This window comes from Streptomyces roseolilacinus, from assembly GCF_014649335.1.
GTDB lineage: Bacteria > Actinomycetota > Actinomycetes > Streptomycetales > Streptomycetaceae > Streptomyces > Streptomyces roseolilacinus.
Genome location: NZ_BMSV01000011.1, coordinates 193,389 through 219,525 on the forward strand (window position 1 = coordinate 193,389; position 26,137 = coordinate 219,525).

The following is a 26,137-nucleotide window of genomic DNA, read 5'->3' on the forward strand; positions in this document are numbered from 1 at the left end:
AACCGGCGGGACCGGGGCGCTCATGGCGCGGCTGCGGCCCGCGGCGGAACGTGCGGATCGAACATGGCGGGGACCGTCCGAGGGGTCCCCGGTACCGGGCGGGGGCCGGAAGACCAGCGCCTCCCGACCCCCGATCACCTGGCGTTCAGCCGCTCCGGCTCAGCCGGCCAGCTGGTTGATGTTGCCCTGGTAGGCGATCTTGCCGCCCTTCACCTGGTACAGGTACACGTCCGTGCCCTTGAACTCGCCGTTCTCGTCGAAGGAGAACGTCTTCGTCAGGCCCTTGTAGGAGGCCTTCGCCAGGGCGTCGCGCAGCGGCTCGCGCTCCACCCCGCCCTTGGCCGCCCTGAGCTGCTCGATGATCATGTTGGTGATGTCGTACGACTCGGCCGAGTACGTGCCGGGCGCCCGGTTGAACGCCTTCTGGTAGTCCGCCGAGAACTTCTTCGTACCGGCCTCGACGGTGGCGTCGGTGCAGGGGCAGGTCAGGAACCAGTTCTCGGACGCGTCGCCGGCCAGCTCGACGAACTTGACGTCGTTCGTGCCGTCGCCGGAGATCGCCGCGCCCTTGTAGCCGGCCTCCTTCAGCTTCTTCGCGAACGGCGCGGCGTCCTGGTAGTACCCCGCGTAGATCAGCGCGTCGGACTTGGAGTTGACGACGTCCTTCGCGGTGGCGCTGTAGTCCGGCGTCTTCTGCGGGACGGACTTGCGGAGCACCTCTATGCCCGCCGCCTTCAGGCCCTTCTCGGCGACGCCCGCCAGGCCCGCGCCGTAGTCGGTCTTGTCGTCGATCAGGTAGACCTTCTTCGCCTTGAGCTTCTTGGCGTAGTAGGTCGCCATGCCCGCGCCCTGCTGGCTGTCGTTGGGGACGCCGCGCAGCAGGCTGGTGAAGTTGTTCTTCGGGTCGGTCAGCGTCGGGTTGGTCGCCGAGGGCGACACCGTGACCAGGCCGGCCTCCGCGTACAGCGGCGAGGCGGTGTTGGTGGCGCCGGAGAAGGCCGGGCCCACCACCGCGACGACGCTCTCGTCGTCGATGACCTTCTGCGCGGCCGCGGTCGCCTTGTCGGGCAGGCCCTGGTCGTCCGAGGCGACGTACTCCAGCTCGAAGCCGAGGTCGCCCTTGGCGTTCGCCTGGTCGATGGCCAGTTTCACGCCGTTCTGCATGTTCTCGCCCAGGGCGACGTTGTCACCCGACAGCGGCCCCTGGAAGGCGATCCTGACGGTCCCGTCACCACCGCCGGAGTCGCCGCACCCGGTCAACGCCAGAGCTCCCACGACCATCGGAACCGCAAGTCTGACAACGGTTTTGTTCAGCACAACGCACTCCCTGGAGCCGCCCGAACGGATCTTGTGTGAGCCGGAAGTTCGAACAACTTCCTCACATGACACCGCTTGTCCGTGCGGTGTGCGGGGAATGTAATCGCGCTTTCAAGCCACCGGATAGGTGGCCGAGAGATGTGTGATCGGCCTGTGACCTGCGTCATGTGCCGGAAACAGAACACTCCTTACCGGCCAGCGGACGTCACGGCGCCAGTCACACGATCTTCACAAGCCGCTGCGGCGCGGCCGAAAACCGCTCCTGAGCTGCGGCGCGATCCTCACGACGAAGGCCCCCGACCCGGCGTCCACCCCCTCACACGGGAGGGGACACCGAGTCGGGGGCCTCCCCACGACTCACATGACCCTCACGGCCCCCACGGGCCGCGCGAACCGGCCTCGCCGGCCGGGCTACTGGCCCTTCGCGGCCTTCTTCTCCTCGGCGTCCTCGATGACCGCCTCGGCGACCTGCTGCATCGACATGCGCCGGTCCATCGACGTCTTCTGGATCCACCGGAAGGCCGCCGGCTCCGTCAGGCCGTACTGCGTCTGCAGGATGCTCTTCGCCCGGTCCACCAGCTTGCGCGTCTCCAGGCGCTGCGCGAGGTCCGCGACCTCCTTCTCCAGCGCCCGCAGCTCCGCGAACCGCGACACCGCCATCTCGATCGCCGGGACGACGTCGCTCTTGCTGAACGGCTTCACCAGGTACGCCATGGCGCCCGCGTCCCGCGCCCGCTCCACCAGCTCGCGCTGCGAGAACGCGGTCAGCATCAGCACCGGGGCGAGCGATTCGCCCGCGATCCTCTCGGCGGCGGAGATGCCGTCGAGGACGGGCATCTTCACGTCCAGGATCACCAGGTCGGGGCGGTGCTCGCGGGCCAGCTCCACCGCCCGGGCCCCGTCGCCCGCCTCACCGACGACGGTGTACCCCTCCTCCTCCAGCATTTCCTTGAGGTCGAGGCGGATGAGGGCCTCGTCCTCGGCGATGACGACGCGGGTCGTCAGCGGCGGGACGTGCGACTTGTCGTCGTCGGCGACGGGCTGGGGCGACTCGGGGGCGGTCACGGAGGCTCCTCGTTGGGGACAGATACAGCTCTCCATGAGCCTACCCAGCTCCTGTAAGGTAGGAATCACAAGGGTCACTGCTGACCTTCGTTTCAAAGGATGCCCCGGTAGCCCAGCGGTAGAGGCAATGGTCTCAAACACCATCTAGCGTGGGTTCGAATCCCACCCGGGGTACTTTTCCAAAGGTTCCATGGTCACGAATTCGGGTGGCCGCGACCAGCCGGCAGCGGTGGAGGCCCCGCCTCCCGCCCCACCGGAACCCCGTGGGAATCCCCTGCGCGCCGATGCCGCCCCGCTCACACCGCCCGCGCGCGACCGGACGACGGCCGTCCCGCCCGGGAGCCGGAGCCACGCCGCCCGCCGGGTCGCCGACCGGACCGCGCACCCCGCCGGCGGCGGGCGAAGGCGCCACGAGCGCCCCCGATGCCCCTTCACCACCGGGTCCGCGCGCGTCCGGGGACCCGACGGCGAACCCGGCTCCGCGTGGCCGCGCCGCGTGTACGGCGGCGGTCCGGTACCGGCGGCCCCGCCGCCCGGAGGGCGCCCGTCGCGCCGCCGGGCGCCCGGAGAGGGCGGTGTCCTAGCGGACCGCCTCCCCGATGTGGTGGACGCGGACCATGTTGGTGGTGCCGGGCACGCCGGGCGGGGAGCCCGCGGTGATGATCACGATGTCGCCGGGCCGGCAGCGGCCGACCTTCAGCAGGTGCTCGTCGACCTGCGCCACCATCGCGTCCGTGGAGTCGACGTGCGGGCCGAGGAAGGTCTCGACGCCCCAGGTGAGGTTGAGCTGGGAGCGGGTCGCCGGGTCGGGGGTGAAGGCCAGCAGCGGGATGGGCGAGCGGTAGCGGCTGAGGCGGCGGACGGTGTCGCCGGACTGGGTGAAGGCGACGAGGAACTTGGCGCCGAGGAAGTCGCCCATCTCGGCGGCCGCGCGGGCGACGGCCCCGCCCTGGGTGCGGGGCTTGCTGCGTTCGGTGAGCGGCGGGAGGCCCTTGGCCAGGACGTCCTCTTCGGCGGCGGTGACGATGCGGCTCATGGTGCGGACCGTCTCGACGGCGTACCGGCCGACGCTGGTCTCGCCGGAGAGCATGACGGCGTCGGTGCCGTCGATGACGGCGTTGGCGACGTCGCTGGCCTCGGCGCGGGTGGGCCGGGAGTTCTCGATCATCGAGTCGAGCATCTGGGTGGCGACGATGACCGGTTTGGCGTTGCGCTTGGCGAGCTTGACGGCGCGCTTCTGGACGATCGGGACCTGTTCGAGGGGCATCTCGACGCCGAGGTCGCCGCGGGCGACCATGATCCCGTCGAAGGCGGCGACGATGTCGTCGATGCTGTCGACGGCCTGGGGCTTCTCGATCTTGGCGATGACGGGGACGCGGCGCCCCTCCTCGTCCATGACGCGGTGGACGTCCTCGGCGTCGCGGCCGCTGCGGACGAAGGAGAGGGCGACGACGTCGGCGCCCGTGCGCAGGGCCCAGCGGAGGTCGTCGACGTCCTTCCCGGAGAGGGCGGGGACGGAGACGGCGACGCCGGGGAGGTTGAGCCCCTTGTGGTCGGAGACCATGCCGCCCTCGACGACCCGGGTGTGGACGCGGGGGCCGTCGACGGCGGTGACCTGGAGGGCGACGCGGCCGTCGTCGACGAGGATGCGCTCGCCGGGGGTGACGTCGGCGGGGAGGCCGTCGTAGGTGGTGCCGCACCGCGCGCGGTCGCCTTCGACGGGTTCGGTGGTGATGGTGAAGTCGTCGCCGCGTTCAAGGAGTACGGGGCCCTCGCGGAAGCGGCCGAGGCGGATCTTCGGGCCTTGAAGGTCGGCGAGGACCCCGACGCTGCGGCCGGTCTCGTCGGCGGCTTTGCGGACGTGGGCGTAGCGTTCTTCGTGGTCGGCGTAGGTGCCGTGGCTGAGGTTGAAGCGGGCCACGTCCATTCCCGCTTCGACGAGGGCCTTGATCTGGTCGTACGTGTGGGTGGCGGGTCCCAGGGTGCAGACGATTTTGGCTCGGCGCATGGTTCGAGCCTAGGGCTTACCGGTGGGTAGAGGTTTGGCTGCGGATGACGGGTCAACCTCCTTTGGGTGACCGGCTTTTGACAAGTGTTGAAGTGGGCGGCGGACTGCTCCGATGAGCGGTTTTTCGGTGTGTCAGAGGGTCGGCGGGTGGAGGGTGAACCGGGCGGTGACGCGGGCCGTGGCGGTCTGGCGCTGCGGCTGGAGGTCGAGGGGCGGGGGGGCCTCGGCGCCTTCGGTGGCGAAGGCCATGCGGGCGGTTCCGGCGCCGAAGGGCAGGTGGTCGGGGGCGGTGTCGTCGAGTTCGAGGAGGGCGGCCACCTCCGTACCGAGGGCGTGGGCGTAGTCGCGGGCGCGGTGGACGGCGTCCTCGACGGCCTGCCGGCGGGCCTGGGTGTGGGCGGGCGAGGTGGGGCGCAGGCTCCACCAGGGGCCGTCGACGCGGGTGAGGTCGAGGTCGGCGAGGCGGGTGACGAGCTCGCCGAGTGCGGTGAAGTCGCTGAGGGCGGCGGTGAGGTGGACGGTCCCGTGGTGGGTGCGGACGTGTTCGCCCCGGCCGCGGCGGGTGAGTTCGGGGGTGAGGGTGAGGGCGCCGGTCTCCAGGCTGTCGACGGCGGCGCCGTAGCCGCGGACGAGGTCGACGGCGGCGGCGTTGCGGCGGGTGAGGTCCTCGAGGGTGGCGCGCCGGTCGGCGCCGCGGGCGGTGACGGTGACGCCGATGCGGGCGAGGTCGGGGTCGGTCTCGACGTGGGCTTCGCCGTGGACCGTGATGCGGGGGGCTTCGGGGGTGGCCATGTGGTGTCTTTCGCACGCGGTCACCGGATCGAAACCTGAGGGGGCTGTTCGAGGCCGACGCGCCTGGTCCAGAATCTACGCGCGTCGTGTCTACGCGCGTTGTGTAAAGGAACAAAGGGGAGTACGCATGCCGCTGAACCGCAGGTCGTTTCTGGGGCGGTCCGCCGCCGTGGGCGCCGGTGTGACCGTGACGGGTACGGCGGCGGCCCCCGCCGCCCAGGCGAAGCCGGTGCCCAAGCGGTACTCCTTCACCGTGATGGGCACGACGGACCTGCACGGCCACGTCTTCAACTGGGACTACTTCACGGACCGGGAGTTCGACGACAAGGCGCACAACGACGTCGGCCTGGCCAAGATCTCGACGCTGGTGGACCGGATCCGCGCGGAGAAGGGCCGCGGGAACACCCTGCTGATCGACGCGGGCGACACGATCCAGGGCACGCAGCTGTCGTACTACTACGCGAAGGTCGACCCGATCACCGCCGAGAGCGGTCCGGTGCACCCGATGGCGCAGGCGATGAACGCCATCGGGTACGACGCGGCGGCGCTCGGCAACCACGAGTTCAACTACGGCATCCCGGTGCTGCGGAAGTTCGAGGAGCAGTGCGACTTCCCGCTGCTGGGGGCCAACGCGCTGGACGCGAGGACGCTGCGCCCGGCGTTCGCGCCGTACAGCATGCACCGGCTGCGGACGCCGTGCGGACGGGACGTGCGGGTGGCGGTGCTGGGGCTGACGAACCCGGGCATCGCGATCTGGGACAAGGCGAACGTCGACGGGAAGATGGTGTTCCCGGGCCTGGAGGAGCAGGCGGCGCGCTGGGTGCCGAAGCTGCGGTCGATGGGCGCCGACGTGGTGGTCGTGTCGGCGCACTCCGGGTCGAGCGGCACGTCCTCGTACGGTGACCAGCTGCCGTACGTCGAGAACGCGGCGGCGCTGGTGGCCGAGCAGGTGCCGGGGATCGACGCGATCCTGGTGGGCCACGCGCACACGGAGATCCCCGAGTACCGGGTGGCGAACCAGGCGACTGGCAAGGAGGTCGTCCTGTCCGAGCCGCTGAAGTGGGGGCAGCGGCTGACGCTGTTCGACTTCGACCTGGTGTGGTCGAAGGGCCGCTGGGTGGTCGAGGGGGTCGGCGCGCGGGTGCTGAACTCGAACACCGTGGAGGAGGACCCGAAGGTCGTGCGGCTGCTGGCGGACGAGCACCGGAAGGTCGTGGCGTACGTCAACCAGGTGATCGGCACGTCCCCGGTGGAGATGTCGACGGCGCAGGCGCCGTGGCGGGACGAGCCGATCATCGACCTGATCAACCACGTCCAGGCGGAGACGGTGCGGGCGGCGCTGGCGGGGGGTGCCCACGCGGGGCTGCCGGTGCTGTCGCAGGCGTCGTGCTTCTCGCGTTCGGCGGCGATCCCGGCGGGCCGGATCACCATCCGGGACGCGGCGGGCCTGTACCCGTTCGAGAACACCCTGGAGGCGCGCGTCCTGACGGGTGCGCAGCTGAAGGAGTACCTGGAGTACTCGGCGAGGTACTACGTCCGGACGGCGCCGGGCGAGCCGGTGGACACCGCCAAGCTGACGAACGCGGACGGCACGCCGGACTACAACTACGACGCGGTGTACGGGCTGACGTACGACATCGACATCGCGCAGCCGGTCGGGTCGCGGATCGTGGGCCTGTCGTTCCGAGGGGCGCCGATCGACCCGGCGGCGGAGTTCGTGCTGGCGGTGAACAACTACCGGGCGAGCGGCGGCGGCGCGTTCCCGCACGTGGCGAAGGCGAAGCAGGTGTGGGCGGACTCGGACGAGATCCGCAACACGATCATCCAGTGGGTGCGGGCGAAGGGCGTGCTGGACCCGGCGGAGTTCGCCTCGGTGGGGTGGCGGCTGACGCGGGCGGGTGTGCCGCTGTTCTAGTCGCGGGACCGGGGCGCCCCCGGCGGACGGTGTCCGCCGGGGGCGCCCCGCCGTGCGGGGGCGGGTCAGCCCTCGCGGACGCGCAGGGCGCGGCGCAGGTCGTCGAGGCGGTCGACGAGCTGGCGGCGGAGGGCCGGGGTGAGGTCGGCCGTTTCGAGGTGCCCGTCGCCGAGCCGGAGGTTCTCCCGGGTGACGGCGTAGCCGGGGAAGGCGTGGCGGCCGGCGGCGGTGGCGATGGCGGGGCCCCGGCGGGCGGCCAGGGCGGTGGCCTCGGGGTAGTACCGGGGGACGTACGGGGCGAGGAGGTCGGCCTGCTCGGGCTGCCAGAAGCCTTCGGCCGTGGCGTTGAAGAGGTAGTTGGAGAGCGTGTCGTCGTGGAACATGCGCTCCCAGGCGGTGTCCTTGGCCTCGGCGGTGGGCAGGGCGGCGCGGCAGCGGGCGGCGCCCTCCTGCCCGGTGGCGCTGGGGTCGCGGTCGAGTTCGGCGTCGATGGCGGCCTCGTCGGTGGCGCCGAGGGCGGCGAGGCGCCGCAGGGCGCGCCAGCGCAGCTCGGGGTCGAGGTCGGGGCCGCCGGGGACGGCGCCGTCGCCGAGCCAGGCGTGGAGGGTGCCGGTGCGGTCGGTGCAGTCGATGAAGTGGCGCACGGCGGTGAGGCGGAGGCCGGGGTTCTCACCGTCCTCGGTGCGGCGGATGAGGTCGCGGGCGAGGTCGGTGAGGGTGGCGCGGGCGGCGGCGCGGTCGGCGGCGGGGACGTAGCGGTCGGCGATCTGGTGGAGGGCGAAGCCGAGGACGCTGTCGACGAGGGAGACGTCGGTCTCCTCCGGGAGGTGGGCGTGCGCGGTGGCGAGGTAGTCGGCGGGGGCGAGGTCGCCGTCGCGGACCATGTCGCGCAGGGTGTTCCACAGGACGGCGCGGGTGAGCGGGTCGGGCACGCCGGAGATGCCGCGCAGGGTGGTCTCCAGGGAGACGTCGTCGAGGCGGATCTTGGCGTAGGTGAGGTCGTGCTCGTTGGGGAGGACGAGCGCGGGGCGGGGGCCGGGGCGGCTCTCGGGGGCGTCCTGCGGGACGTCCGTCTCGTACCGCTCCCGCAGGACCAGGGTGCGGCTGTCGCCGAGGTCGCGGTCGTAGACGCCGACGGTGGCGCGGTGGGGGCGGCTGCCCTCGCGGCGGAGGGCGAGGTCCCAGCGGCCGGGCCCGGTGGTGACGTCCGCGGTGAGGGTGTCGATGCCGGTGGTGCGGAGCCAGGCGTCGGCCCAGGCGTGGACGTCGCGGTCGGTGGCCGAGGCGAGGTTGTCGATGAAGTCGGCGAGGGTGGCGTTGCCGAACTTGTGGCGGGCGAAGTGGTTGTTGATGCCGGCGAGGAACTCCTTCTCCCCCATCCAGGCGACGAGCTGGCGCAGGGCGGAGGCGCCCTTGGCGTAGGAGATGCCGTCGAAGTTGAGCAGGGCGGAGGCCGTGTCGGGGACGGCCTCGGGGTCGGGGGCGACGGCGTGGGTGGAGGGGCGCTGGTCGGCGTCGTACCCCCAGGACTTGCGGGCGATGCCGTAGCCGATCCACGTGTCGGGGTACCGGATGGTGGCCTCGTTGACGGTCTGGTAGCCCATGTACTCGGCGAAGGACTCGTTGAGCCAGATGTCGTCCCACCACGTGAGGGTGACGAGGTCGCCGAACCACATGTGGGCCATCTCGTGGGCGATGACCATGGCGCGGGTCTGCCGTTCGGCGACGGTGACGGCGGAGCGGAAGACGAACTCGTCGCGGAAGGTGACGAGGCCCGGGTTCTCCATGGCGCCGGCGTTGAACTCGGGGACGAACGCCTGGTCGTAGGAGTCGAAGGGGTACGGCTCGTCGAACTTCTCGTGGTACCGGTCGAAGCAGCGCCGGGTGACGTCGAGGATCTCGGCGGCGTCGGCGTCGAGGTGGGGGGCGAGGGAGCGGCGGCAGTGGATGCCGAAGGGCAGCCCGGCGTGCTCGGTGCGCACGGAGTGCCAGGGTCCGGCGGCGACCGCGACGAGGTAGGTGGAGATGCGGGGGGTGGTGGCGGCCTTCCAGCGGCCGTCCTCCTGCCGCGTGGTGGTGCCGTTGGCGAGGACCGTCCAGTGGTCGGGGGCGGTGACGGTGACGTCGAAGACGGCCTTGAGGTCGGGCTGGTCGAAGGCGGCGGCGACGCGCTGCACGTCGTCCAGGAACAGCTGCGTGTAGGTGTAGGTCTCGCCGTCGGCGGGATCGGTGAAGCGGTGCATGCCCTCGCCGGTGCGGGAGTAGCGCATGGCGGCGTCGACGCGGAGTTCGTGGCGGCCCTCGGTGAGGCCGGTGAGGGGGAGCCGGTTGTCGTCCAGGGTGGCCGGGTCGAGGGGCCGCCCGTCCAGGGTCGCGCCGCGCAGGGTGGCGGGCTTCACCTCGACGAAGGTGTCACCGGCGGTGCGGACGGTGAACTCGACGACGGTGGTCGAGTCGAAGGTGTCGTCGCCGGTGGTCAGGTCGAGGTCGATCGCGTAACGGTGGACGTCCAGGATCCGGGCTCGGGTCTGCGCCTCTTCGCGCGTCAGTACGGGCATGGGCACATGCTGCCCGATGGGGCGGCGGCGGGGGGACGGGTTCCGCTGTAAGCGTCAGTCGGGGGCGCGCGGGCTGCGGCGGGCGCCCCCGGTGCCGCCGCCGGCGCTCTCCTACCGGCGGTCCTCGGGGCCGTCCTCGGCGCTGCCGGTGGTGCCGCGGGGGTCGTCGGTGCCGGGGTCGTCCGCGGTGCGGGGTTCGACGGCGATGCGCTCGTGGTGGCGGATGACCTCGGCGATGATGAAGTTGAGGAGCTTCTCGGCGAACGCCGGGTCGAGGTTGGCGGTCTCGGCGAGCTGGCGGAGACGGGCGATCTGACGGGCCTCGCGGGCGGGGTCGGCCGGGGGCAGCTGGTGGCGGGCCTTGAGGAGGCCGACCTGCTGGGTGCACTTGAACCGCTCGGCCAGCATGTGGACGACGGCCGCGTCGATGTTGTCGATGCTCTCGCGGAGGCGGGTCAGTTCGGCGACGACGGTGTCGTCGATGTCGCGCATGTCGCTCGTGCTCATGTCGGCGAGCTTAGACGGGTCGCCGCGGGGCGGGGCGGGGGTGTTCGGGATGCGGTCATCCGCGGACGGGACGGGCCGCGGGTGGGACGGGCCACGGGGCCGGATGGTCCCGGGAGCGGGTGGTCCCGGGGGCGGGAGCGGACCGCGGGTGGGACGGGCCACGGGGCCGGGCGGTCCCCGGAGGCGGGCGGTCCCCGGAGGCGGGCGGTCCCCGGGGGCGGGCCGGAGGCGGGGGCGGGCCGGGGCCCGTGGGCCGTACGGCGGGAGGCAGGCCCGCGGTGGTGCCGGGCCTGCCTCGCGTCGGAAGCGCGTCGGGGACGCGTCAGGGGGTCACAGGGTCGCGGCCGCCGACTTGATGGCGGAGGCGAAGGTGGACACCTCGGTGTACACGCCCGGGTAGTTCGGCCGGGCGCAGCCGTAGCCCCAGCTCACGATGCCGACCTGGATCCAGGCGCCGTTGGCGTCGCGGCGGAACATGGGGCCGCCGGAGTCGCCCTGGCACGTGTCGACGCCGCCGCTGGTGTAGCCGGCGCACAGCTCCTCGGAGGGGATCAGCTCGTCGTACGCCTGCTTGCAGGTGGCGTCGGAGACGAACGGCACCTGGGCCTTGAGGAGGTAGCGCTGCTGGCTGCCGCCCTCGCGGTTGGCGCCCCAGCCGGCGACGGTGAAGGTGCCGCTGTTGTAGGCGGTGGTGGTGGCGATGTTGAGGGTGGGCAGGTTGATCGGCTGGGCGAGCTTGATCAGCGCCCAGTCCTTGCCCGAGCCGTTGTAGCCGGGGGCCTGGAGGACCTTGGTGGAGCGGACCTTGATCGCGGAGGTGCTCTGCAGGTCGACCACGCCGGCGGTGGCGGTGATGCTGGTGTTGTTCCCGGAGCCGCTGACGCAGTGGGCGGCGGTGAGGACGATCTGCGGGGTGAGCAGGGAGCCGCCGCAGCCCATGGAGAGCCGGACCATCCAGGGGAACTCGCCCTGGGCCGCGCGCGTGCCGCCGACGATGGGCGCGGGGGCGGCGGAGGCCGGCGGGGGCTGGAGGCTGACCGCGGCGAGCACGACCGCGCCGGCTGCGGCGAATCTCTTCAGGGCGCGTACCAGTGTCTTCTTCAACTGTTTGCCTTCCGTGGGGGGTTGGCGCCTTGCACACGAGGGGTCGCACGTCTGGGTGACATGAGCCCGTCAAGGCATGGACGGGATTATCCGGAGGTTCACGCACGGGGCACAAGCACGTCTTTTCGGCCATCCGCCGACCGCCGGATCCGGACAGGCGGCCGGCGCGGCCGCCGCCGTACCGTGGAGGGAGGGACGGCGTCGTGCTTGGGGGTGCGGACGTGGCGGACGACAGGGCGGGCGGGGCCGGCGGCGACGTCGTCCACGGCTTCCCGCACCTCGGCACGGTACGGGCGGCGATCACCGCGCTGTACCGGCGGATCTCACCCGAGGGCCTGCACGCGTACGCCACCAGCGTCGCCCCCGCCGACGTGGCCTTCGCCGACGCCGACGACCTGCACCTGGGCGCGCACCGGGCGGCCCGGGCGCTGGTGCGGCAGCTGCGGCTCCCGGAGGCGCGGATGGTCGTGAGCTTCCGGCCGATGGAGCACGCGGCGAGCGTCGAACTGGCGGCCGGACCCGAGTACTTCGTCGAGCTGAACGACCGGTTCCGGACGCACCGCCGGGACATCGGCGCCGCCCTCGCCCACGAGGTCGCCCACGTGCTGCTGCACCGCCTGGACCTCGCCTTCCCCGGCACCCGGGACAACGAGGTCCTCACCGACACCGCCACCGCGTACCTGGGCGCCGGATGGCTGCTGCTGGACGCCTACCGGCAGGACGCGGTGTCGAGCCAGAAGCTCGGCTACCTCACCCCGGAGGAGTTCGGCTACGTCCTGGCCAAGCGGGCGCGGGTGTTCGGCGAGGACCCGTCGCCGTGGTTCACCAGCCCGCAGGCGTACGCGGCGTACCGGCTCGGCCTGGAGGAGGCGCTGCGCGACGAGCGGCGGCCCCCGCTGGTGGCGGCCGGGTGGGCGGGACGGCACCGGTACGCGAAGGAGCGGCGCCGGTACGCGCAGGGCGACCCGGACGCCGCCGCGCCGGCCGGGGCCGGGTACGTCTTCGAGGGCGGGGGCCCGAACGCGCTGCGGGTGTCGTTCCCGTGCCCCACCTGCCGGCAGCGCGTGCGGGTGCCGGTGCGGGGCCGGGTGCGGGCGCGCTGCGGGCTGTGCCGCACGGTGCTGGAGTGCGACACGTGAGGGGTCTGTTCGGGGGTGCGCTTGCTTGCGGTCGGGCGGCGGACGGGTGAGGGTCGGGGTATGACGATGGTGCCCGCCCCTGTCCACGAGGATCTGTTCGAGGCCGTCCACGGAGGTGACGACGACGCCGTGGTGCGGCTGCTGAGGTCGGGCGCGCCCGCCGAGGCCACCGACGAGGACGGCGGCACCGCCCTGTACACCGCCGCGGTGAGCGGCCGCACCGGGATCGTGCGGCTGCTGCTGGCCGCCGGGGCCGACCCGGGACGGGGCAGCGGGGAGGGCGGCGGCGACCTGCCGCTGTGCGGCGCCGCGTGCAACGGCCACACCGAGACGGTGCGGGCGCTGCTGGCGGCGGGGGCGTGGCCGGACCAGCGCGAGGAGTTCGGGTACACGGCGCTGGCCTGGGCGGTGCGCCAGGGGTACGCCGGCACGGTGCGGGCGCTGCTGGAGTACGGCGCCGACCCGGGCGCCCCCGGACCGGACGGGGCCGTGCCGCTGGTGGCGGCGGCGCGGCGCGGGTCGGTGCCGGTGGTGCGGGCGCTGCTGGAGCGGGGCGCGCCGGGGCGGGCCGAGGCGCTGGCGGAGGCCCGCGCGTGGCTCGGCCGGGACGTGGAGCGCGTCCTGCGGGACGGGCTGGCGGAGGCGTACGGGGACGGGATCGAGACCGTGACGCGGCGCCTCCCGGAGGACGGCGGCGTGACGCTCGTCGTGGAGGTCCTGCGGGACGGGCGGCCGGTCGCGGGGCGCGAGCAGCAGACCGGGCACGCCGCGATCGCCACCCTGCTGGAGGCCGCACTGGGCGAGCGCGCGCCGTACGAGGAGCTGGCCGGGCGGGCGCTGGGCTGCGGTGACCCGTCGCTGGACGACTGGACGGAGGCCGCGGAGGCGCTGGGGCGGCGCGGGGACGAGGAGACGTTCGGGGCGGCGGTCGCGTGGTGCGCGGACGGGGACCCGCTGCGCCAGGCGTTCGGCGCGGACGTGCTGGCCCGGCTCACCGCCTCGGGCGGGCGCGCCGGGGCGTTCGCCGCACGGGCGGTGCCGGTGCTGCGGGAGCTGGCCCGTGAGGCGCGGGAGGCCGACGTGGTCCTCGCGGTGGTGCGGGCGCTCGGGGCGCAGGGCGACGCGTCGGTGCTGGACGACGTGCTGCGGCACGCCGTCCACCCGGACGCGCGCGTACGGCGCGGGGTCGCCGTGGCCGTGACCGGGCTCGTCCCGGAGGGGCACCGGGAGGGGGTGGCCGCGCTGGTGGCGCTGGCCCGCGACGGGGACGCGGCGGTGCGCGCGGCGGCGGTGCACGCCCTGGCGGTGTCCCCGGACGACTCCCCCACCGTGCGGGGCGCGCTGGCCGCCCGGCTGGACGGGGAGGAGGCGGATCCGGCCGTCTCCGCGGAGGCCGCGCGCGGCCTGGCGGCCCGCCGGGACGACCGCGCCGTGGACGCGCTGGAGGGGCTGCTGGCGACGGCGGACCCGGACGGGCGCGCGTACGCCACCGCGCTGGCGGCCCTGGAGCACGTGCGCGACGAGGCGACGCGCCGCCGCCTGGAGTCGACCCTCCCGCGCCACCGCGACTGAGCGGCCCCCGGACCGCGGCCGGCCGCGGGAGACGCGGGGGACCCCGGCGACCGCGGCGGTACCGGCGGCCGCGGTGGACACCGGCGGGCACCGGTGGGGAGGATCCGCCGCATGGACATCACCGACACCCCGGGGACCGCGCCCGCCGAGAGCACCGGCGGGGCCGCCGCCCGCCGCCTGTGGACGCTGGTCGAACCCGTCCACGCCGTCCTGTACTTCGCGCCCGAGTGCCGGGACGCCTTCGAGGCGGCCGGGCTGCGCGGCTTCTGGCGCGGCTACTTCGCCGGGCGGGCCGCGCCGCTGGGGGCGGTGGGCGCGGAGGTGGTGACGGCGGCGTTCTTCTCGTTCGCGCCCCGCACGGCGGCGCGGGCGGTCCCGGCCGTGTGGGGGACCGTCCCGCCCGGCGAGGCGCTGCGGGTCCGGCGGGAGGGGGCGCGGGCGGCGCTGGCACGGCTGCTGGCGGGCCGCGGGCGGGAGGTGGAGCGGGCCGCGGGGCTGCTGGCCGGGCGCCTGGCGGGCCTGGACTGCGCGGGCCGCCCGCTGGCCGCGGCGAACGCGGCGCTGCCCGTGCCGCAGGACGATCCGCTGGACCTGCTGTGGCACGCGGCGACGGTGCTGCGGGAGCACCGCGGGGACGGGCACGTCGCGGCCCTGGTCGCGGCGGACCTGGACGGCTGCGAGGCGCTGGCGCTGCGGGCCGGGACGGACCTGCCGCGCGCCGAGCTCCAGCCGTACCGGGGCTGGACGGACGAGGAGTGGGCGGCGGCGGTGGCCCGGCTGGCGGCGCGGGGCCTGCTGGCCCCGGACGGTACGGCGACGGAGGCGGGCCGCCGCCTCCGCACGCGCGTGGAGGCGGCCACGGACGCGGCGGCGTCCCGCCCGTGGGCCGGGGACCCGGCCGGTACGGAGGCGGTCGCCGCCGCCCTCGCGCCCCTCGCGGCCGGGTGCGCGCGGGCGCTCCGCTTCCCCAACCCGATCGGCGTCCCCGGCGGCGGGGGCCCGCGCTAGCCGCCACCGGCCCGGCCGCCGCGCGCCGCGGGATCAGGCCGCGCGCTCGGCGGCGCTGCGCTCCACGCAGAACTCGTTGCCCTCGATGTCGGCCAGGACCGCCCAGCCCGTGCCGTCCGGGCGGCGCCGGTCGGAGACGAGGGTCGCGCCGAGGGCGAGGAGGCGCTCGACCTCCTCGTCCCGGGTGCGGTCCTGCGGCTGGAGGTCGAGGTGCAGCCGGTTCTTGACGGCCTTCTCCTCCGGGACGGTCACGAAGAGCAGGCCCACGCCCGGCGCCCGCACGGTGGCCTCGGGGTCACCGGGGTGGTCGTCGTCGGCGAGGGGCGCTTCGAGGACGGCGGCCCAGAAGGAGCCCAGCCGGTACGCGTCGGAGCAGTCGATGGTCACGTGTCTCACCAGGGAACCCATGGGCCCAGACTGCCACTTCGGGCGGCTTCCCCCCACCGGGTTTCCGGGCGGGCGCCGGGACGGGGCGTCCCGGCCGCACGGCACGCCGTCGACGACGCGGTGCGGGACGCCGGACCGGCGGGCGTCCGGACCGGCGGGCGTCCGGACCGGCGGGCGTGTGCGCGGTGCCCCGCACGACGTGCTCCCGCGCCTCCGGGGCGCTGTCCCGACATGGCGCAGCGCCCGCCAGGGTCCGGTCGGGGACATGGCGGGCGCTGCTGTGTTCCGCACGCCGTTGTACGGGACGTCGTGGGCGCGGACGGTCAGACCGTGAGCGCGCGGTCGGTCGGGCGGACCGGGGCCGGCAGGTCGCTGGCACCGGTCAGGTGGAGGTCCACCCCGCGGGCCGCGGAGCGGCCCTCGGCGATGGCCCACACGATGAGCGACTGGCCGCGGCCCGCGTCACCGGCGACGAAGACGCCCGGCACGTTCGTCTGGAAGTCGGCGTCGCGGGCGATGTTGCCGCGCTCGTCGAGCTCCAGGCCGAACTGCTCGACCAGGCCGTTCCGGACGTCGGTGCCGGTGAAGCCCATCGCGAGGGTGACCAGCTGGGCGGGGATCCTCCGCTCCGTGCCGGGCTTCTGCGTCAGCCTGCCGTCGACGAACTCTACCTCGACCAGGTGCAGCCACTGGACGTTGCCGTCCTCGTCGCCCTCGAAGTGGGTGGTGGAGACGGAGTAGACCCGCTCGCCGCCCTCCTCGTGGGCCGAGGTGACCTTGTAGAGCATCGGGAAGGTCGGCCAGGGCTGGTTCGCGTTCCGCTCCTCCCCCGGCCTGGGCATGATCTCCAGCTGGGTGACGGACAGCGCGCCCTGGCGGTGGGCGGTGCCCACGCAGTCCGCGCCGGTGTCGCCGCCGCCGATGACGACGACGTGCTTGCCCTCGGCGGTGATGGGGGGCGCCACGAAGTCGCCCTCCTGCACCTTGTTGGCGAGCGGCAGGTACTCCATCGCCTGGTGGACGCCCTTGAGCTCGCGGCCCGGGACGGGCAGGTCGCGCGCGGTGGTGGCGCCCGCCGCGATGACGACCGCGTCGTACCGCTTGCGCAGGTCCGTGGCCTTCAGGTCGCGGCCGATCTCGACGCCGGTGCGGAAGCGGGTGCCCTCCGCGCGCATCTGTTCGATGCGCCGGTTGATGTGCCGCTTCTCCATCTTGAACTCGGGGATGCCGTACCGGAGCAGGCCGCCGACGCGGTCGGCGCGCTCGTACACGGCGACCGTGTGGCCGGCGCGGGTCAGCTGCTGGGCGGCGGCGAGGCCGGCCGGTCCGGAGCCGATGACGGCGACGGTCTTGCCGGAGAGCCGCTGCGGGGGCTGCGGGGTCACGTTGCCGGACTCCCACGCCTTGTCGATGATCGAGACCTCGACGTTCTTGATGGTGACGGCCGGCTGGTTGATGCCGAGCACGCACGCCGCCTCGCAGGGCGCGGGACACAGCCGCCCGGTGAACTCCGGGAAGTTGTTGGTGGCGTGCAGCCGCTCGTACGCGGCGCCCCAGTCCTCGCGGTAGGCGAAGTCGTTCCACTCGGGGATGAGGTTTCCGAGGGGGCAGCCGTTGTGGCAGAACGGGATGCCGCAGTCCATGCACCGCGACGCCTGCTTGCTGATGATCGGCAGCAGGGAGCCGGGGACGTAGACCTCGTTCCAGTCCTTGACGCGCTCGCTCACCGGGCGGCTCTGGGCACCTTCGCGCCCGGTGGTCAGGAAGCCCTTGGGGTCAGCCATTGGTCGCCGCCTCCATCATCTTCTCGGTGGTCTCGGCCTCGGAGAGACCGGCCCGCTCGGCGGCGTCCTTGGCGGCGAGCACTGCCTTGTACGTGGTCGGGATGATCTTGCTGAAGCGGTCCACGGCGGTGGGCCACTCGGCGAGGAGCCTCTCGGCGACGGTGGAGCCGGTCTCCTCGTGGTGGCGGCGCACCACGTCGTGCAGCCACGCCCGGTCGGTGTCGTCGAGGGCCTCGACGGCCTGCAGGTTGCCGGAGTTGACGTTGTCCGGGTCGAGGTCGATGACGTAGGCGACGCCGCCGGACATGCCGGCCGCGAAGTTCCGGCCCGTCTCGCCGAGGACGACGGCGTGGCCGCCGGTCATGTACTCGCAGCCGTGGTCGCCGACGCCCTCGGAGACCACCAGCGCGCCGGAGTTGCGGACGCAGAAGCGCTCGCCGGTGCGGCCGCGCAGGAAGATCTCGCCGCCGGTCGCGCCGTACGCGATGGTGTTGCCCGCGATGGTCGAGTACTCGGCCAGGTGGTCGGCGGCGCGGTCCGGGCGGACGACGAGGCGGCCGCCCGACAGGCCCTTGCCGACGTAGTCGTTGGCGTCGCCCTCCAGGCGGAGGGTCACGCCGCGCGGCACGAACGCGCCGAACGACTGGCCCGCGGAGCCGGTGAAGGTGATGTCGATCGTGTCGTCGGGCAGGCCCGCGCCGCCGAACCGCTTGGTCACCTCGTGGCCGAGCATGGTGCCGACCGTCCGGTTGATGTTGCGGATCGCCAGCTGGGCGCGGACCGGCCGGGCGTCCTCGGCGCTCGCCGCGCCGAGGGCGTCGGCGGCCAGCTCGATGAGCTGGTTGTCCAGGGCCTTCTCCAGGCCGTGGTCCTGTCCGACGACCTGGTGGCGGACGGCGCCCTCGGGCAGCTCGGGGACGTGGAACAGCGGGGCCAGGTCGAGGCCCTGGGCCTTCCAGTGGTCCACGGCCCGCGCGGTGTCGAGGAGTTCGGCGTGGCCGACCGCCTCGGCCAGCGTGCGGAAGCCCAGCTCGGCGAGGAGCTCGCGGACCTCCTCGGCGATGAACTCGAAGAAGTTCACGACGAACTCGGGCTTGCCGGAGAACCGCTCGCGCAGCACCGGGTTCTGCGTGGCGATGCCGACCGGGCAGGTGTCCAGGTGGCAGACGCGCATCATGACGCAGCCGGAGACGACGAGCGGCGCGGTGGCGAAGCCGAACTCCTCGGCGCCGAGGAGCGCGGCGATGACCACGTCGCGGCCGGTCTTCAGCTGGCCGTCGGTCTGGACGACGATCCGGTCGCGCAGCCCGTTGAGCAGCAGGGTCTGCTGGGTCTCGGCGAGGCCGAGCTCCCAGGGGCCGCCCGCGTGCTTCAGCGAGGTGAGCGGGGAGGCGCCCGTGCCGCCGTCGTGGCCGGAGATGAGCACCACGTCCGCGTGGGCCTTGGACACGCCGGCCGCGACCGTGCCGACGCCGACCTCGGACACCAGCTTCACGTGGATGCGGGCGGCCGGGTTGGCGTTCTTGAGGTCGTGGATCAGCTGGGCCAGGTCCTCGATGGAGTAGATGTCGTGGTGCGGCGGCGGGGAGATCAGGCCGACGCCGGGCGTGGAGTGCCGGGTCCTGGCCACCCACGGGTACACCTTGTGGCCGGGCAGCTGGCCGCCCTCGCCGGGCTTGGCGCCCTGGGCCATCTTGATCTGGATGTCGTCGGCGTTGACCAGGTACTCGCTGGTGACGCCGAAGCGGCCGGAGGCGACCTGCTTGATGGCCGACCGGCGGGCCGGGTCGTACAGCCGGTCCGGGTCCTCGCCGCCCTCACCGGTGTTGGACTTGGCGCCCAGCTGGTTCATGGCGACGGCGAGGGTCTCGTGCGCCTCCTTGGAGATGGAGCCGTACGACATGGCGCCGGTGGAGAACCGCTTGACGATCTCGCTGACCGGCTCGACCTCCTCGATCGGGATCGAGGGGCGGTCGGAGGTGAAGCCGAACAGGCCGCGCAGCGTCATCAGCCGCTCGGACTGCTCGTTCACCCGCTCCGTGTACTTCTTGAAGATGTCGTACCGCTTGGAGCGCGTGGCGTGCTGGAGGCGGAAGACCGTCTCGGGGTCGAACAGGTGCGGCTCGCCCTCGCGGCGCCACTGGTACTCGCCGCCGATGTCCAGGGCGCGGTGGGCCGGCGCGATGCCGCTGGCCGGGTACGCCTTGGCGTGGCGGGCGGCGACCTCCTTGGCGACGACGTCGAGGCCGGCGCCGCCGATCTTGCTGGAGGTGCCGTTGAAGTACGTGTCGACGAAGGTCTGGTCGAGGCCGACGGCCTCGAAGACCTGGGCGCCGCGGTAGGAGGCGACGGTCGAGATGCCCATCTTCGACATGACCTTCAGCACGCCCTTGCCGAGGGCGTGGATGAGGTTGCGGATGGCCTGCTCGGGCTCGACGCCCTCGATGAACGTGCCGGCGCGGGCGAGGTCCTCGACGGACTCCATGGCGAGGTACGGGTTCACGGCGGCGGCGCCGTAGCCGATGAGCAGCGCGACGTGGTGGACCTCGCGGACGTCGCCGGCCTCGACCAGCAGGCCCACCTGGGTGCGCTGCTTGGTGCGGATGAGGTGGTGGTGGACGGCCGCGGTGAGCAGCAGCGAGGGGATCGGCGCGTGCTCGGCGTCGGAGTGCCGGTCGGACAGGACGATGAGGCGGGCGCCGTCCTCGATCGCGGCGTCGGCCTCGGCGCAGATCTCCTCGATCCGGGCGGCGAGGGCGTCGCCGCCGCCGGAGACCCGGTACAGGCCGGAGAGGGTGACCGCGGTCATGCCGGGCATGTCGCCGTCGGCGTTGACGTGGATGAGCTTGGCCAGCTCGTCGTTGTCGATGACCGGGAACGGCAGGGTGACGCTGCGGCAGGACGCGGCGGTCGGCTCCAGCAGGTTGCCCTGCGGGCCGAGCGAGGAGATCAGCGAGGTGACGAGCTCCTCGCGGATGGCGTCCAGCGGCGGGTTGGTGACCTGCGCGAACAGCTGGGTGAAGTAGTCGAACAGGAGGCGCGGGCGGTCGGAGAGCGCGGCGATGGGCGAGTCGGTGCCCATGGAGCCGATCGGTTCGGCGCCGGCGCGGGCCATCGGCGCGAGGATGACGCGCAGCTCCTCCTCGGTGTAGCCGAAGGTCTGCTGGCGGCGGGTGACCGAGGCGTGGGTGTGGACGATGTGCTCGCGCTCGGGCAGGTCGCCCAGCTCGATGATCCCGGTCTCCAGCCACTCCTGGTACGGGTGTTCGGCGGCGAGCTTCGCCTTGATCTCGTCGTCCTCGATGATGCGGTGCTCCGCGGTGTCGACGAGGAACATCTTGCCGGGCTGGAGGCGGCCCTTGCGGACGACCTTGCCGGGCGCGACGTCGAGGACGCCGACCTCGGAGGAGAGGACGACGAGGCCGTCCTCGGTGACCCAGTAGCGGCCGGGGCGCAGGCCGTTGCGGTCCAGGACGGCGCCGATCTGGGTGCCGTCGGTGAAGGTGACGCAGGCGGGGCCGTCCCAGGGCTCCATCATCGTGGAGTGGTACTGGTAGAAGGCGCGCCGGGCCGGGTCCATGGAGTCGTGGTTCTCCCACGCCTCGGGGACCATCATCAGCACCGCGTGGGGCAGGGAGCGGCCGCCGAGGTGCAGCAGTTCCAGGACCTCGTCGAAGGAGGCGGAGTCGGACGCGTCCGGGGAGCAGATCGGGAAGATCCGCTCCAGGTCCCCGTCGCCGAAGAGGTCGGAGACGAGCTGGGACTCGCGGGCGCGCATCCAGTTGCGGTTGCCCTTGACCGTGTTGATCTCGCCGTTGTGGGCGACGAAGCGGTACGGGTGGGCGAGCGGCCAGCTCGGGAAGGTGTTGGTGGAGAACCGCGAGTGGACCAGGGCGAGCGCGCTGGCGACGCGGCGGTCGGACAGGTCCGGGAAGAACGGCTCCAGCTGGCCGGTGGTGAGCATGCCCTTGTAGACCAGGGTCCGGGCGGACAGCGAGGCGAAGTAGACGCCCAGCTCCAGCTCGGCGCGCTTGCGCAGCACGAACGCCCTGCGGTCCAGTTCGAGGCCGGAGCGGGCGCCGCCGTCGGTGACGAACAGCTGGCGGAAGGCGGGCATGGTGGAGCGGGCGGTGGCGCCGAGGAGGCCCGGGGTGACGGGGACCTCGCGCCAGCCGAGGACGGTGAGGCCCTCCTCGCGGGCGAGCGTCTCGATGTGTGAGACGGCTTCGTCCGCGGTGTCCTCGGGGAGGAAGGCGGCGCCGACGGCGTACGTGCCGGCCTCGGGCAGCGGGAACCCGGCGACCTCGCGCAGGAACGCGTCCGGGACCTGGATGAGGATGCCGGCGCCGTCACCGGAGTCGGGTTCGGAGCCGGTCGCGCCGCGGTGCTCCAGGTTGCGCAGTACGGTCAGCGCCTGCTCGACCAGCTCGTGGCTGGGGACACCGGTGAGGGTGGCCACCAACCCGACGCCGCACGCGTCGTGTTCGTTGCGGGGGTCGTACATCCCCTGCGGAGCGGGGCGACTGTCCATGGGCGACCAGGCGTCGGAACGCATCGGCTCTCCCGTCGTCGTCGTGGCATATGCGAGTGCCGAAGGGACGACGTTGGCCCTCCGCTGAAATTTCGTGCAGGTTACATGATGGAATGCTTCTCGAAAACCGGATAGTTCATTCCAGCATGCGGACACCACAGGGGGTGGTGTCGCTGTGGTCTCACGTCGGGTGGACAGAGCGGAAGGGACACGGGTGGCGTCCTGCGGCCTGTCGGGGGGAAGCGGGCCTCGTTGCCCGCGGCGCTCACGACTCATCCCCTCGGACGAGGGAGTCGAAACCGCCGGGTATCGGCTACCTATGTGGTGCCTTGCATAGTGTCCCACCTGCCGACCGATCCGGCTATTGGACGTTCGTCACAACGCCCCGGCAACACGACGGTAACCCGGCCGCCCGCGGACCGCACCGCGGGCGGCCGGCCGCCGGGACCCTCCCGCCTCAGAGCACCGCGCCGAAGGCACTGCCCAGCGCGTACGTCACGGCCGCCGCCGCGCCGCCGAGGGCCAGCTGCCGCAGGCCGCTGTACCACCAGCCGCGCGCCGTCACCCGCGCGACGAGCGCCCCGCAGGCGAACAGCCCGGCGAGCGCCAGCAGCACCGCGGGCCACAGCGCGGTCGCGCCCAGCAGGTACGGCAGGACGGGCAGCAGCGCGCCCAGCGCGAACGAGCCGAACGACGAGGCGGCGGCGACCAGCGGCGACGGCAGGTCGTCCGGGTCGATGCCCAGCTCCTCGCGGGCGTGGATCTCCAGCGCCTGCTCCGGGTCGCGCGACAGCTGCATGGCCACCTCGCGGGCGAGCGGGGGCTCGACACCGCGCGCCACGTACAGCGCGGCCAGCTCCTCCATCTCGTCCACCGGGTGCTTGCGCAGCTCCCGCCGTTCGACGTCCAGCTCCGCCTCGACCAGCTCCCGCTGGGAGGCGACGGAGGTGTACTCGCCGGCCGCCATGGAGAACGCGCCGGCGGCGAGGCCGGCCAGGCCGGTGACGACGACGGCCTGCTGCGAGACCGAACTGCCCGCCACACCCGTCATCAGCGCCAGGTTGGAGACCAGCCCGTCCATCGCGCCGAACACCGCCGGGCGCAGCCAGCCGCCGTTCACGTCGCGGTGGGTGTGGTTGTCGCGGTGGGCGACGTGCAGCGCGGCCTCGGTCTCGATGATGGACACAGCTCTCCCCTTGCTCCGCGCGGGCCGACCCGCGCCTCTCCCTGATCAACATCGAAAATACGCTCGATGTAAGGGGCGCGCCAGCAAGGCAGGCTTTACTTAGTAAGGGTCACCACACCAGCGGGCGGGGTGCCCGCCGGGGACGGGAGGCCCCTCGCGGGGGAGAATCCCGGCATGACGCGCACCTGGCCCCCGCCCCGCATCGCGGTGCTGGGCAGCACCAACATGGACCTCGTCGCCTACGTGGCCCGGGCGCCCGGGCTCGGGGAGACCGTGGCGGGACGGGAGTTCCGCACGGTCCCCGGCGGCAAGGGCGCCAACCAGGCCGTCGCGGCGGCCCGGGCGGGCGCCGAGGTGTCGATGATCGGCGCGGTGGGCTCCGACGACTTCGGCGTCCGGCTGCGGACGGCCCTCGCGGAGTCCGGCGTCGACACCGGCCTGCTGCGCACGGTCGACGGCCCGTCCGGCACCGCCCACATCGTGGTCGACGACGACGGCGGCAACGCCATCGTCGTCGTCCCCGGCGCCAACGCCTCCGTCACCGGCCTCACCCCGGCGGACGAGGCCCGCATCGCGGCGGCGGACGCTCTGCTGCTCCAGCTGGAGCTCCCGTTGGAGGCGGTCGTCGCCGGTGCGCGGGCCGCCCGCCGCCACGGCGTCCGCACCGTCCTCACGCCCTCCCCCGCCCGGCCGCTGCCGCACGACCTGCTGGAGCTGATCGACCTGCTGGTGCCCAACGAGCACGAGGCGAGCGGGCTGGCCGGCGTCGCCGACCCGCGCGCGGCCGCCGAGGAGCTGCTGCGGGTCGTCCCGGAGGTGGTCGTGACGCTCGGCGCGGCCGGCTCCCTGTACGCGGCCCGGGGCGCCCGGCCGGTGACCGTGCCCGCCCGGCGGGTGCGGGCCGTGGACACGACCGCGGCCGGGGACACGTTCACCGGGGCGCTCGCGGTGGCCCTCGGGGAGGGCAGGGCCGTGCCGGACGCCCTGGCGTGGGCGTCGGCGGCGGCGTCGCTGTCGGTGCAGCGGGCCGGGGCGTCGTCCTCCATGCCGTACCGCTCGGAGATCGAGGCGCTCTGAGACGGCGGAGCGGCCGCCCGGGCCCCCTCGGGTCCGGACGGCCGCTCCTCGCGCGCGGGCGCGGTTACGACTTCTGCGGCGCCTTGGCCCCCGCGCCGGCCTCGCCGGCGGCGGGCTCGTCGGCGGCGGGCTCGTCGGCGGCGGGCTCGCCGGTGTCGGTCTTGGCGAGATCGGTCTTGGCGGTCTCGGTCTTGGCGAGATCGGTCTTGGCGGTCTCGGTCTTGGCGCCGGTGTCCGCGGTGGCCGTCCCCGCGCCGGCCCTGGCGGCCGCCGGGGGCTCCACGACCTCCTCCCGGCCCGGACGCTTCCGCGCCGACAGCACGATGTACGTGACGGCCAGCAGGAAGACCACGATCGCCGTCCACACGTTGAGGCGCAGCCCCAGGATGTGGTGGGCGTCGTCGACGCGCATGTACTCGATCCAGCCGCGGCCCGCGCAGTACGCGGCGACGTACAGGGCGAAGGCCCGGCCGTGGCCCAGCGTGAACCGGCGGTCGGCCCAGATCACCAGGAGGGCGACGCCGACGCACCACAGCGACTCGTACAGGAAGGTCGGGTGGTAGAGCCCGGCCTCGCGGTTCACGCCCTCGCCGATCTCCAGCGCCCACGGCAGGTCGGTGGGCCGGCCGTACAGCTCCTGGTTGAACCAGTTGCCCCAGCGGCCGATCGCCTGGGCGAAGGCGATGCCCGGCGCGATCGCGTCGGCGTACGCGGGCAGCGGGATCCCCCGGCGGCGGCAGCCGATCCAGGCGCCCACCGCGCCGAGCGCGATCGCGCCCCAGATGCCGAGGCCGCCTTCCCAGATCTTGAACGCGTCGACCCAGTTCCGGCCCTCGCTGAAGTACAGCTGGTAGTCCGTGACGACGTGGTAGAGCCGGCCGCCGACCAGTCCGAAGGGAACCGCCCAGACGGCGATGTCGGCCACGGTGCCGGCGGTGCCGCCCCGGGCGACCCAGCGCCTGTTGCCGTACCAGACGGCGACGAAGACACCGATGATGATGCAGAAGGCGTAGCCGCGCAGCGGGACCGGTCCGAGGTGGATCACGCCGGTCGACGGGCTGGGAATGTAGGCAAGGTCCATGGCACCACCGACGCTACCCTGCCGGGCCGGTGACCGGGTCACCCGCCCGGCAAAGACTGCATAACACCCGGCCGGTTCCGCCCGGTCGGACGGTGGCCGGGGCCGCGGCGCGGGCCCCGGCCACCGTCGGTACGGCGTCGGTACGGCATCGATACGCGGGGTCGGTACGGCGTCAGTACGCGGGGTCCGCGCCGAAGCCCGGCCCGGAGCCGGTGTCCGAGCCGCCGTCGGCTTCGCCCGCCGAGGGCGACGCGGACTGCGAGGCGGCCCCCGGCGCGGACGCGGACGCCCCGGCGGACGGGGTCGCCGTGCCCGGCTTCTTGCCCTTGTTGGCCTGCGCGACCCACTTCCTCAGGTTCGCCGGGGAGATCTGCTCGTTCCCCTTCGCCGGGAAGATCGGCTCGCCGTTGAGCAGGACGGTCGGCGTGCCCCGGAAGTCACCGGCGCGGAACGCCTCGTTCGACGCGTTCACCCAGCCGTCGTGCGTGCCGCCGGTGACGCAGGAGCGGAAGGCGGGGGTGTCGAGGCCCGGCACCTTCGCCGCCAGCTCGAAGAGCTTCGCGTCCTTGGCGAAGGCGTCGTCGGCCTCCTCCGGCTGGTTCGCGAAGAGCACGTCGTGGTACGCGCTGAACTTCCCGGCGTCCTGCGCGCACGCCGCGGCGTTCGCCGCGTTGAGCGAGCCGCCGCCGCCCATGTTGCCGTCGATGAGCGTGGCGAGCCGGTACTCGGTCCGGAGCTGCCCGGCGGCCTCCAGCTCGTGGATCGTGTCCCGGAAGGTGTTCTCGAACATGGCGCAGGCCGGGCAGCGGAAGTCCTCCCACACGGTCAGCGTGGCGGGGGCGTCCGGCGCGCCGACCGGGACGACCAGCTGGTCCTCGCCGGTGGCGCCGGACGGGGCGGTCACCGGGCCCTTGCCGGCCGTGTCGCCCTTGCCGCCGGTGTTCGCCGCGATGACGCCGACGACGGCGGCGAGGCCGAGCACACCGGCGACGGCCGCCGACACGAGCACCAGGCGGCGGCGCTTCTCGCGGGCCCGCTCGCGCTCGCGTTCGATCTGGAGCCGCTGGCGCGCGCTCTGCTTCCCTGCCCTGTTCTTCTCGTTCACG

The 26,137-nt window shown here is 73.5% G+C and carries 18 protein-coding genes and 1 tRNA gene; 6 read left to right on the plus strand and 13 right to left on the minus strand.

Features of this window, described 5'->3' with window-relative positions:
* Window positions 1-159 precede the first annotated feature (159 nt).
* Together IE106_RS24845 and IE106_RS24850 are read right to left on the minus strand one after the other, a co-directional pair.
* Window positions 160-1,281: a branched-chain amino acid ABC transporter substrate-binding protein gene (locus tag IE106_RS24845; protein ID WP_308427898.1), complete on the minus strand. Its 1,122-nt coding sequence runs from the start codon at window positions 1,279-1,281 to the stop codon at window positions 160-162.
* 447 nt (window positions 1,282-1,728) lie between these two features.
* Window positions 1,729-2,382, minus strand: a complete 654-nt coding sequence (locus tag IE106_RS24850; RefSeq protein ID WP_189537426.1) for an ANTAR domain-containing response regulator — start codon at window positions 2,380-2,382, stop codon at window positions 1,729-1,731.
* 101 nt (window positions 2,383-2,483) lie between these two features.
* Between IE106_RS24850 and IE106_RS24855 the strand changes: the two genes are divergently transcribed.
* Window positions 2,484-2,556, plus strand: a tRNA-Leu gene (locus IE106_RS24855).
* 406 nt (window positions 2,557-2,962) lie between these two features.
* Here the strand turns inward: IE106_RS24855 and pyk are convergent.
* Both pyk and IE106_RS24865 read right to left on the minus strand, forming a co-directional pair.
* Window positions 2,963-4,390 carry a pyruvate kinase gene (gene pyk / locus IE106_RS24860; RefSeq protein WP_189537427.1) on the minus strand — a complete coding sequence of 476 codons (1,428 nt, stop codon included), beginning with the start codon at window positions 4,388-4,390 and terminating at the stop codon, window positions 2,963-2,965.
* Between the two features lie 132 nt (window positions 4,391-4,522).
* On the minus strand, window positions 4,523-5,182 hold the full coding sequence (locus IE106_RS24865) for an SIMPL domain-containing protein (protein ID WP_189537428.1): 660 nt from the start codon (window positions 5,180-5,182) through the stop codon (window positions 4,523-4,525).
* Window positions 5,183-5,309: 127 nt separating this feature from the next.
* Between IE106_RS24865 and IE106_RS24870 the strand changes: the two genes are divergently transcribed.
* On the plus strand, window positions 5,310-7,097 hold the full coding sequence (locus IE106_RS24870) for a bifunctional metallophosphatase/5'-nucleotidase (RefSeq protein ID WP_189537429.1): 1,788 nt from the start codon (window positions 5,310-5,312) through the stop codon (window positions 7,095-7,097).
* Between the two features lie 65 nt (window positions 7,098-7,162).
* On the opposite strand, the gene pepN is transcribed toward IE106_RS24870, so the two are convergent.
* From pepN to IE106_RS24885, 3 genes are all read right to left on the minus strand, one after another.
* On the minus strand, window positions 7,163-9,655 hold the full coding sequence (pepN, locus tag IE106_RS24875; RefSeq protein WP_189537430.1) for an aminopeptidase N: 2,493 nt from the start codon (window positions 9,653-9,655) through the stop codon (window positions 7,163-7,165).
* A 111-nt stretch (window positions 9,656-9,766) separates the two neighbouring features.
* Entirely contained in the window at window positions 9,767-10,162 is a 396-nt protein-coding gene (locus tag IE106_RS24880; RefSeq protein WP_189537431.1) for a chorismate mutase, read from the minus strand.
* Between the two features lie 330 nt (window positions 10,163-10,492).
* Window positions 10,493-11,266, minus strand: a complete 774-nt coding sequence (locus IE106_RS24885) for a S1 family peptidase (RefSeq protein WP_189537432.1) — start codon at window positions 11,264-11,266, stop codon at window positions 10,493-10,495.
* Between the two features lie 221 nt (window positions 11,267-11,487).
* On the opposite strand from IE106_RS24885, the gene IE106_RS24890 reads away from it, so the two are divergent.
* From IE106_RS24890 to IE106_RS24900, 3 genes are all read left to right on the plus strand, one after another.
* Complete coding sequence (locus IE106_RS24890) at window positions 11,488-12,405, plus strand: hypothetical protein (RefSeq protein WP_189537433.1); 918 nt, start codon at window positions 11,488-11,490, stop codon at window positions 12,403-12,405.
* A gap of 60 nt (window positions 12,406-12,465) precedes the next feature.
* A complete protein-coding gene (locus tag IE106_RS24895) occupies window positions 12,466-13,977 on the plus strand; it encodes an ankyrin repeat domain-containing protein (RefSeq protein ID WP_189537434.1) in 1,512 nt (503 codons plus the stop codon).
* A 111-nt stretch (window positions 13,978-14,088) separates the two neighbouring features.
* Window positions 14,089-14,985, plus strand: a complete 897-nt coding sequence (locus tag IE106_RS24900) for an SCO6745 family protein (RefSeq protein WP_189537435.1) — start codon at window positions 14,089-14,091, stop codon at window positions 14,983-14,985.
* A gap of 33 nt (window positions 14,986-15,018) precedes the next feature.
* On the opposite strand, the gene IE106_RS24905 is transcribed toward IE106_RS24900, so the two are convergent.
* The 4 genes from IE106_RS24905 to IE106_RS24920 all read right to left on the minus strand — a co-directional run bounded on the left by IE106_RS24905 (window position 15,019) and on the right by IE106_RS24920 (window position 22,873).
* Window positions 15,019-15,381, minus strand: a complete 363-nt coding sequence (locus IE106_RS24905; protein WP_229840741.1) for a VOC family protein — start codon at window positions 15,379-15,381, stop codon at window positions 15,019-15,021.
* A 314-nt stretch (window positions 15,382-15,695) separates the two neighbouring features.
* Window positions 15,696-17,156, minus strand: coding sequence for a glutamate synthase subunit beta (locus tag IE106_RS24910; RefSeq protein ID WP_189537437.1), 1,461 nt, complete (start codon window positions 17,154-17,156; stop codon window positions 15,696-15,698).
* Window positions 17,149-21,711: a glutamate synthase large subunit gene (gene gltB, locus IE106_RS24915; RefSeq protein WP_189537438.1), complete on the minus strand. Its 4,563-nt coding sequence runs from the start codon at window positions 21,709-21,711 to the stop codon at window positions 17,149-17,151. Before gltB ends, IE106_RS24910 begins: the two co-directional genes overlap by 8 nt.
* 433 nt (window positions 21,712-22,144) lie before the next feature.
* Window positions 22,145-22,873: a VIT1/CCC1 transporter family protein gene (locus IE106_RS24920; protein ID WP_189537439.1), complete on the minus strand. Its 729-nt coding sequence runs from the start codon at window positions 22,871-22,873 to the stop codon at window positions 22,145-22,147.
* A gap of 174 nt (window positions 22,874-23,047) precedes the next feature.
* Between IE106_RS24920 and rbsK the strand changes: the two genes are divergently transcribed.
* On the plus strand, window positions 23,048-23,950 hold the full coding sequence (gene rbsK, locus IE106_RS24925) for a ribokinase (RefSeq protein ID WP_189537440.1): 903 nt from the start codon (window positions 23,048-23,050) through the stop codon (window positions 23,948-23,950).
* A 64-nt stretch (window positions 23,951-24,014) separates the two neighbouring features.
* Here rbsK and lgt read toward each other — a convergent pair whose 3' ends face one another.
* Both lgt and IE106_RS24935 read right to left on the minus strand, forming a co-directional pair.
* A complete protein-coding gene (lgt, locus tag IE106_RS24930) occupies window positions 24,015-25,031 on the minus strand; it encodes a prolipoprotein diacylglyceryl transferase (RefSeq protein ID WP_189537441.1) in 1,017 nt (338 codons plus the stop codon).
* Between the two features lie 172 nt (window positions 25,032-25,203).
* Entirely contained in the window at window positions 25,204-26,136 is a 933-nt protein-coding gene (locus IE106_RS24935; RefSeq protein ID WP_189537442.1) for a DsbA family protein, read from the minus strand.
* Window position 26,137 lies beyond the last annotated feature (1 nt).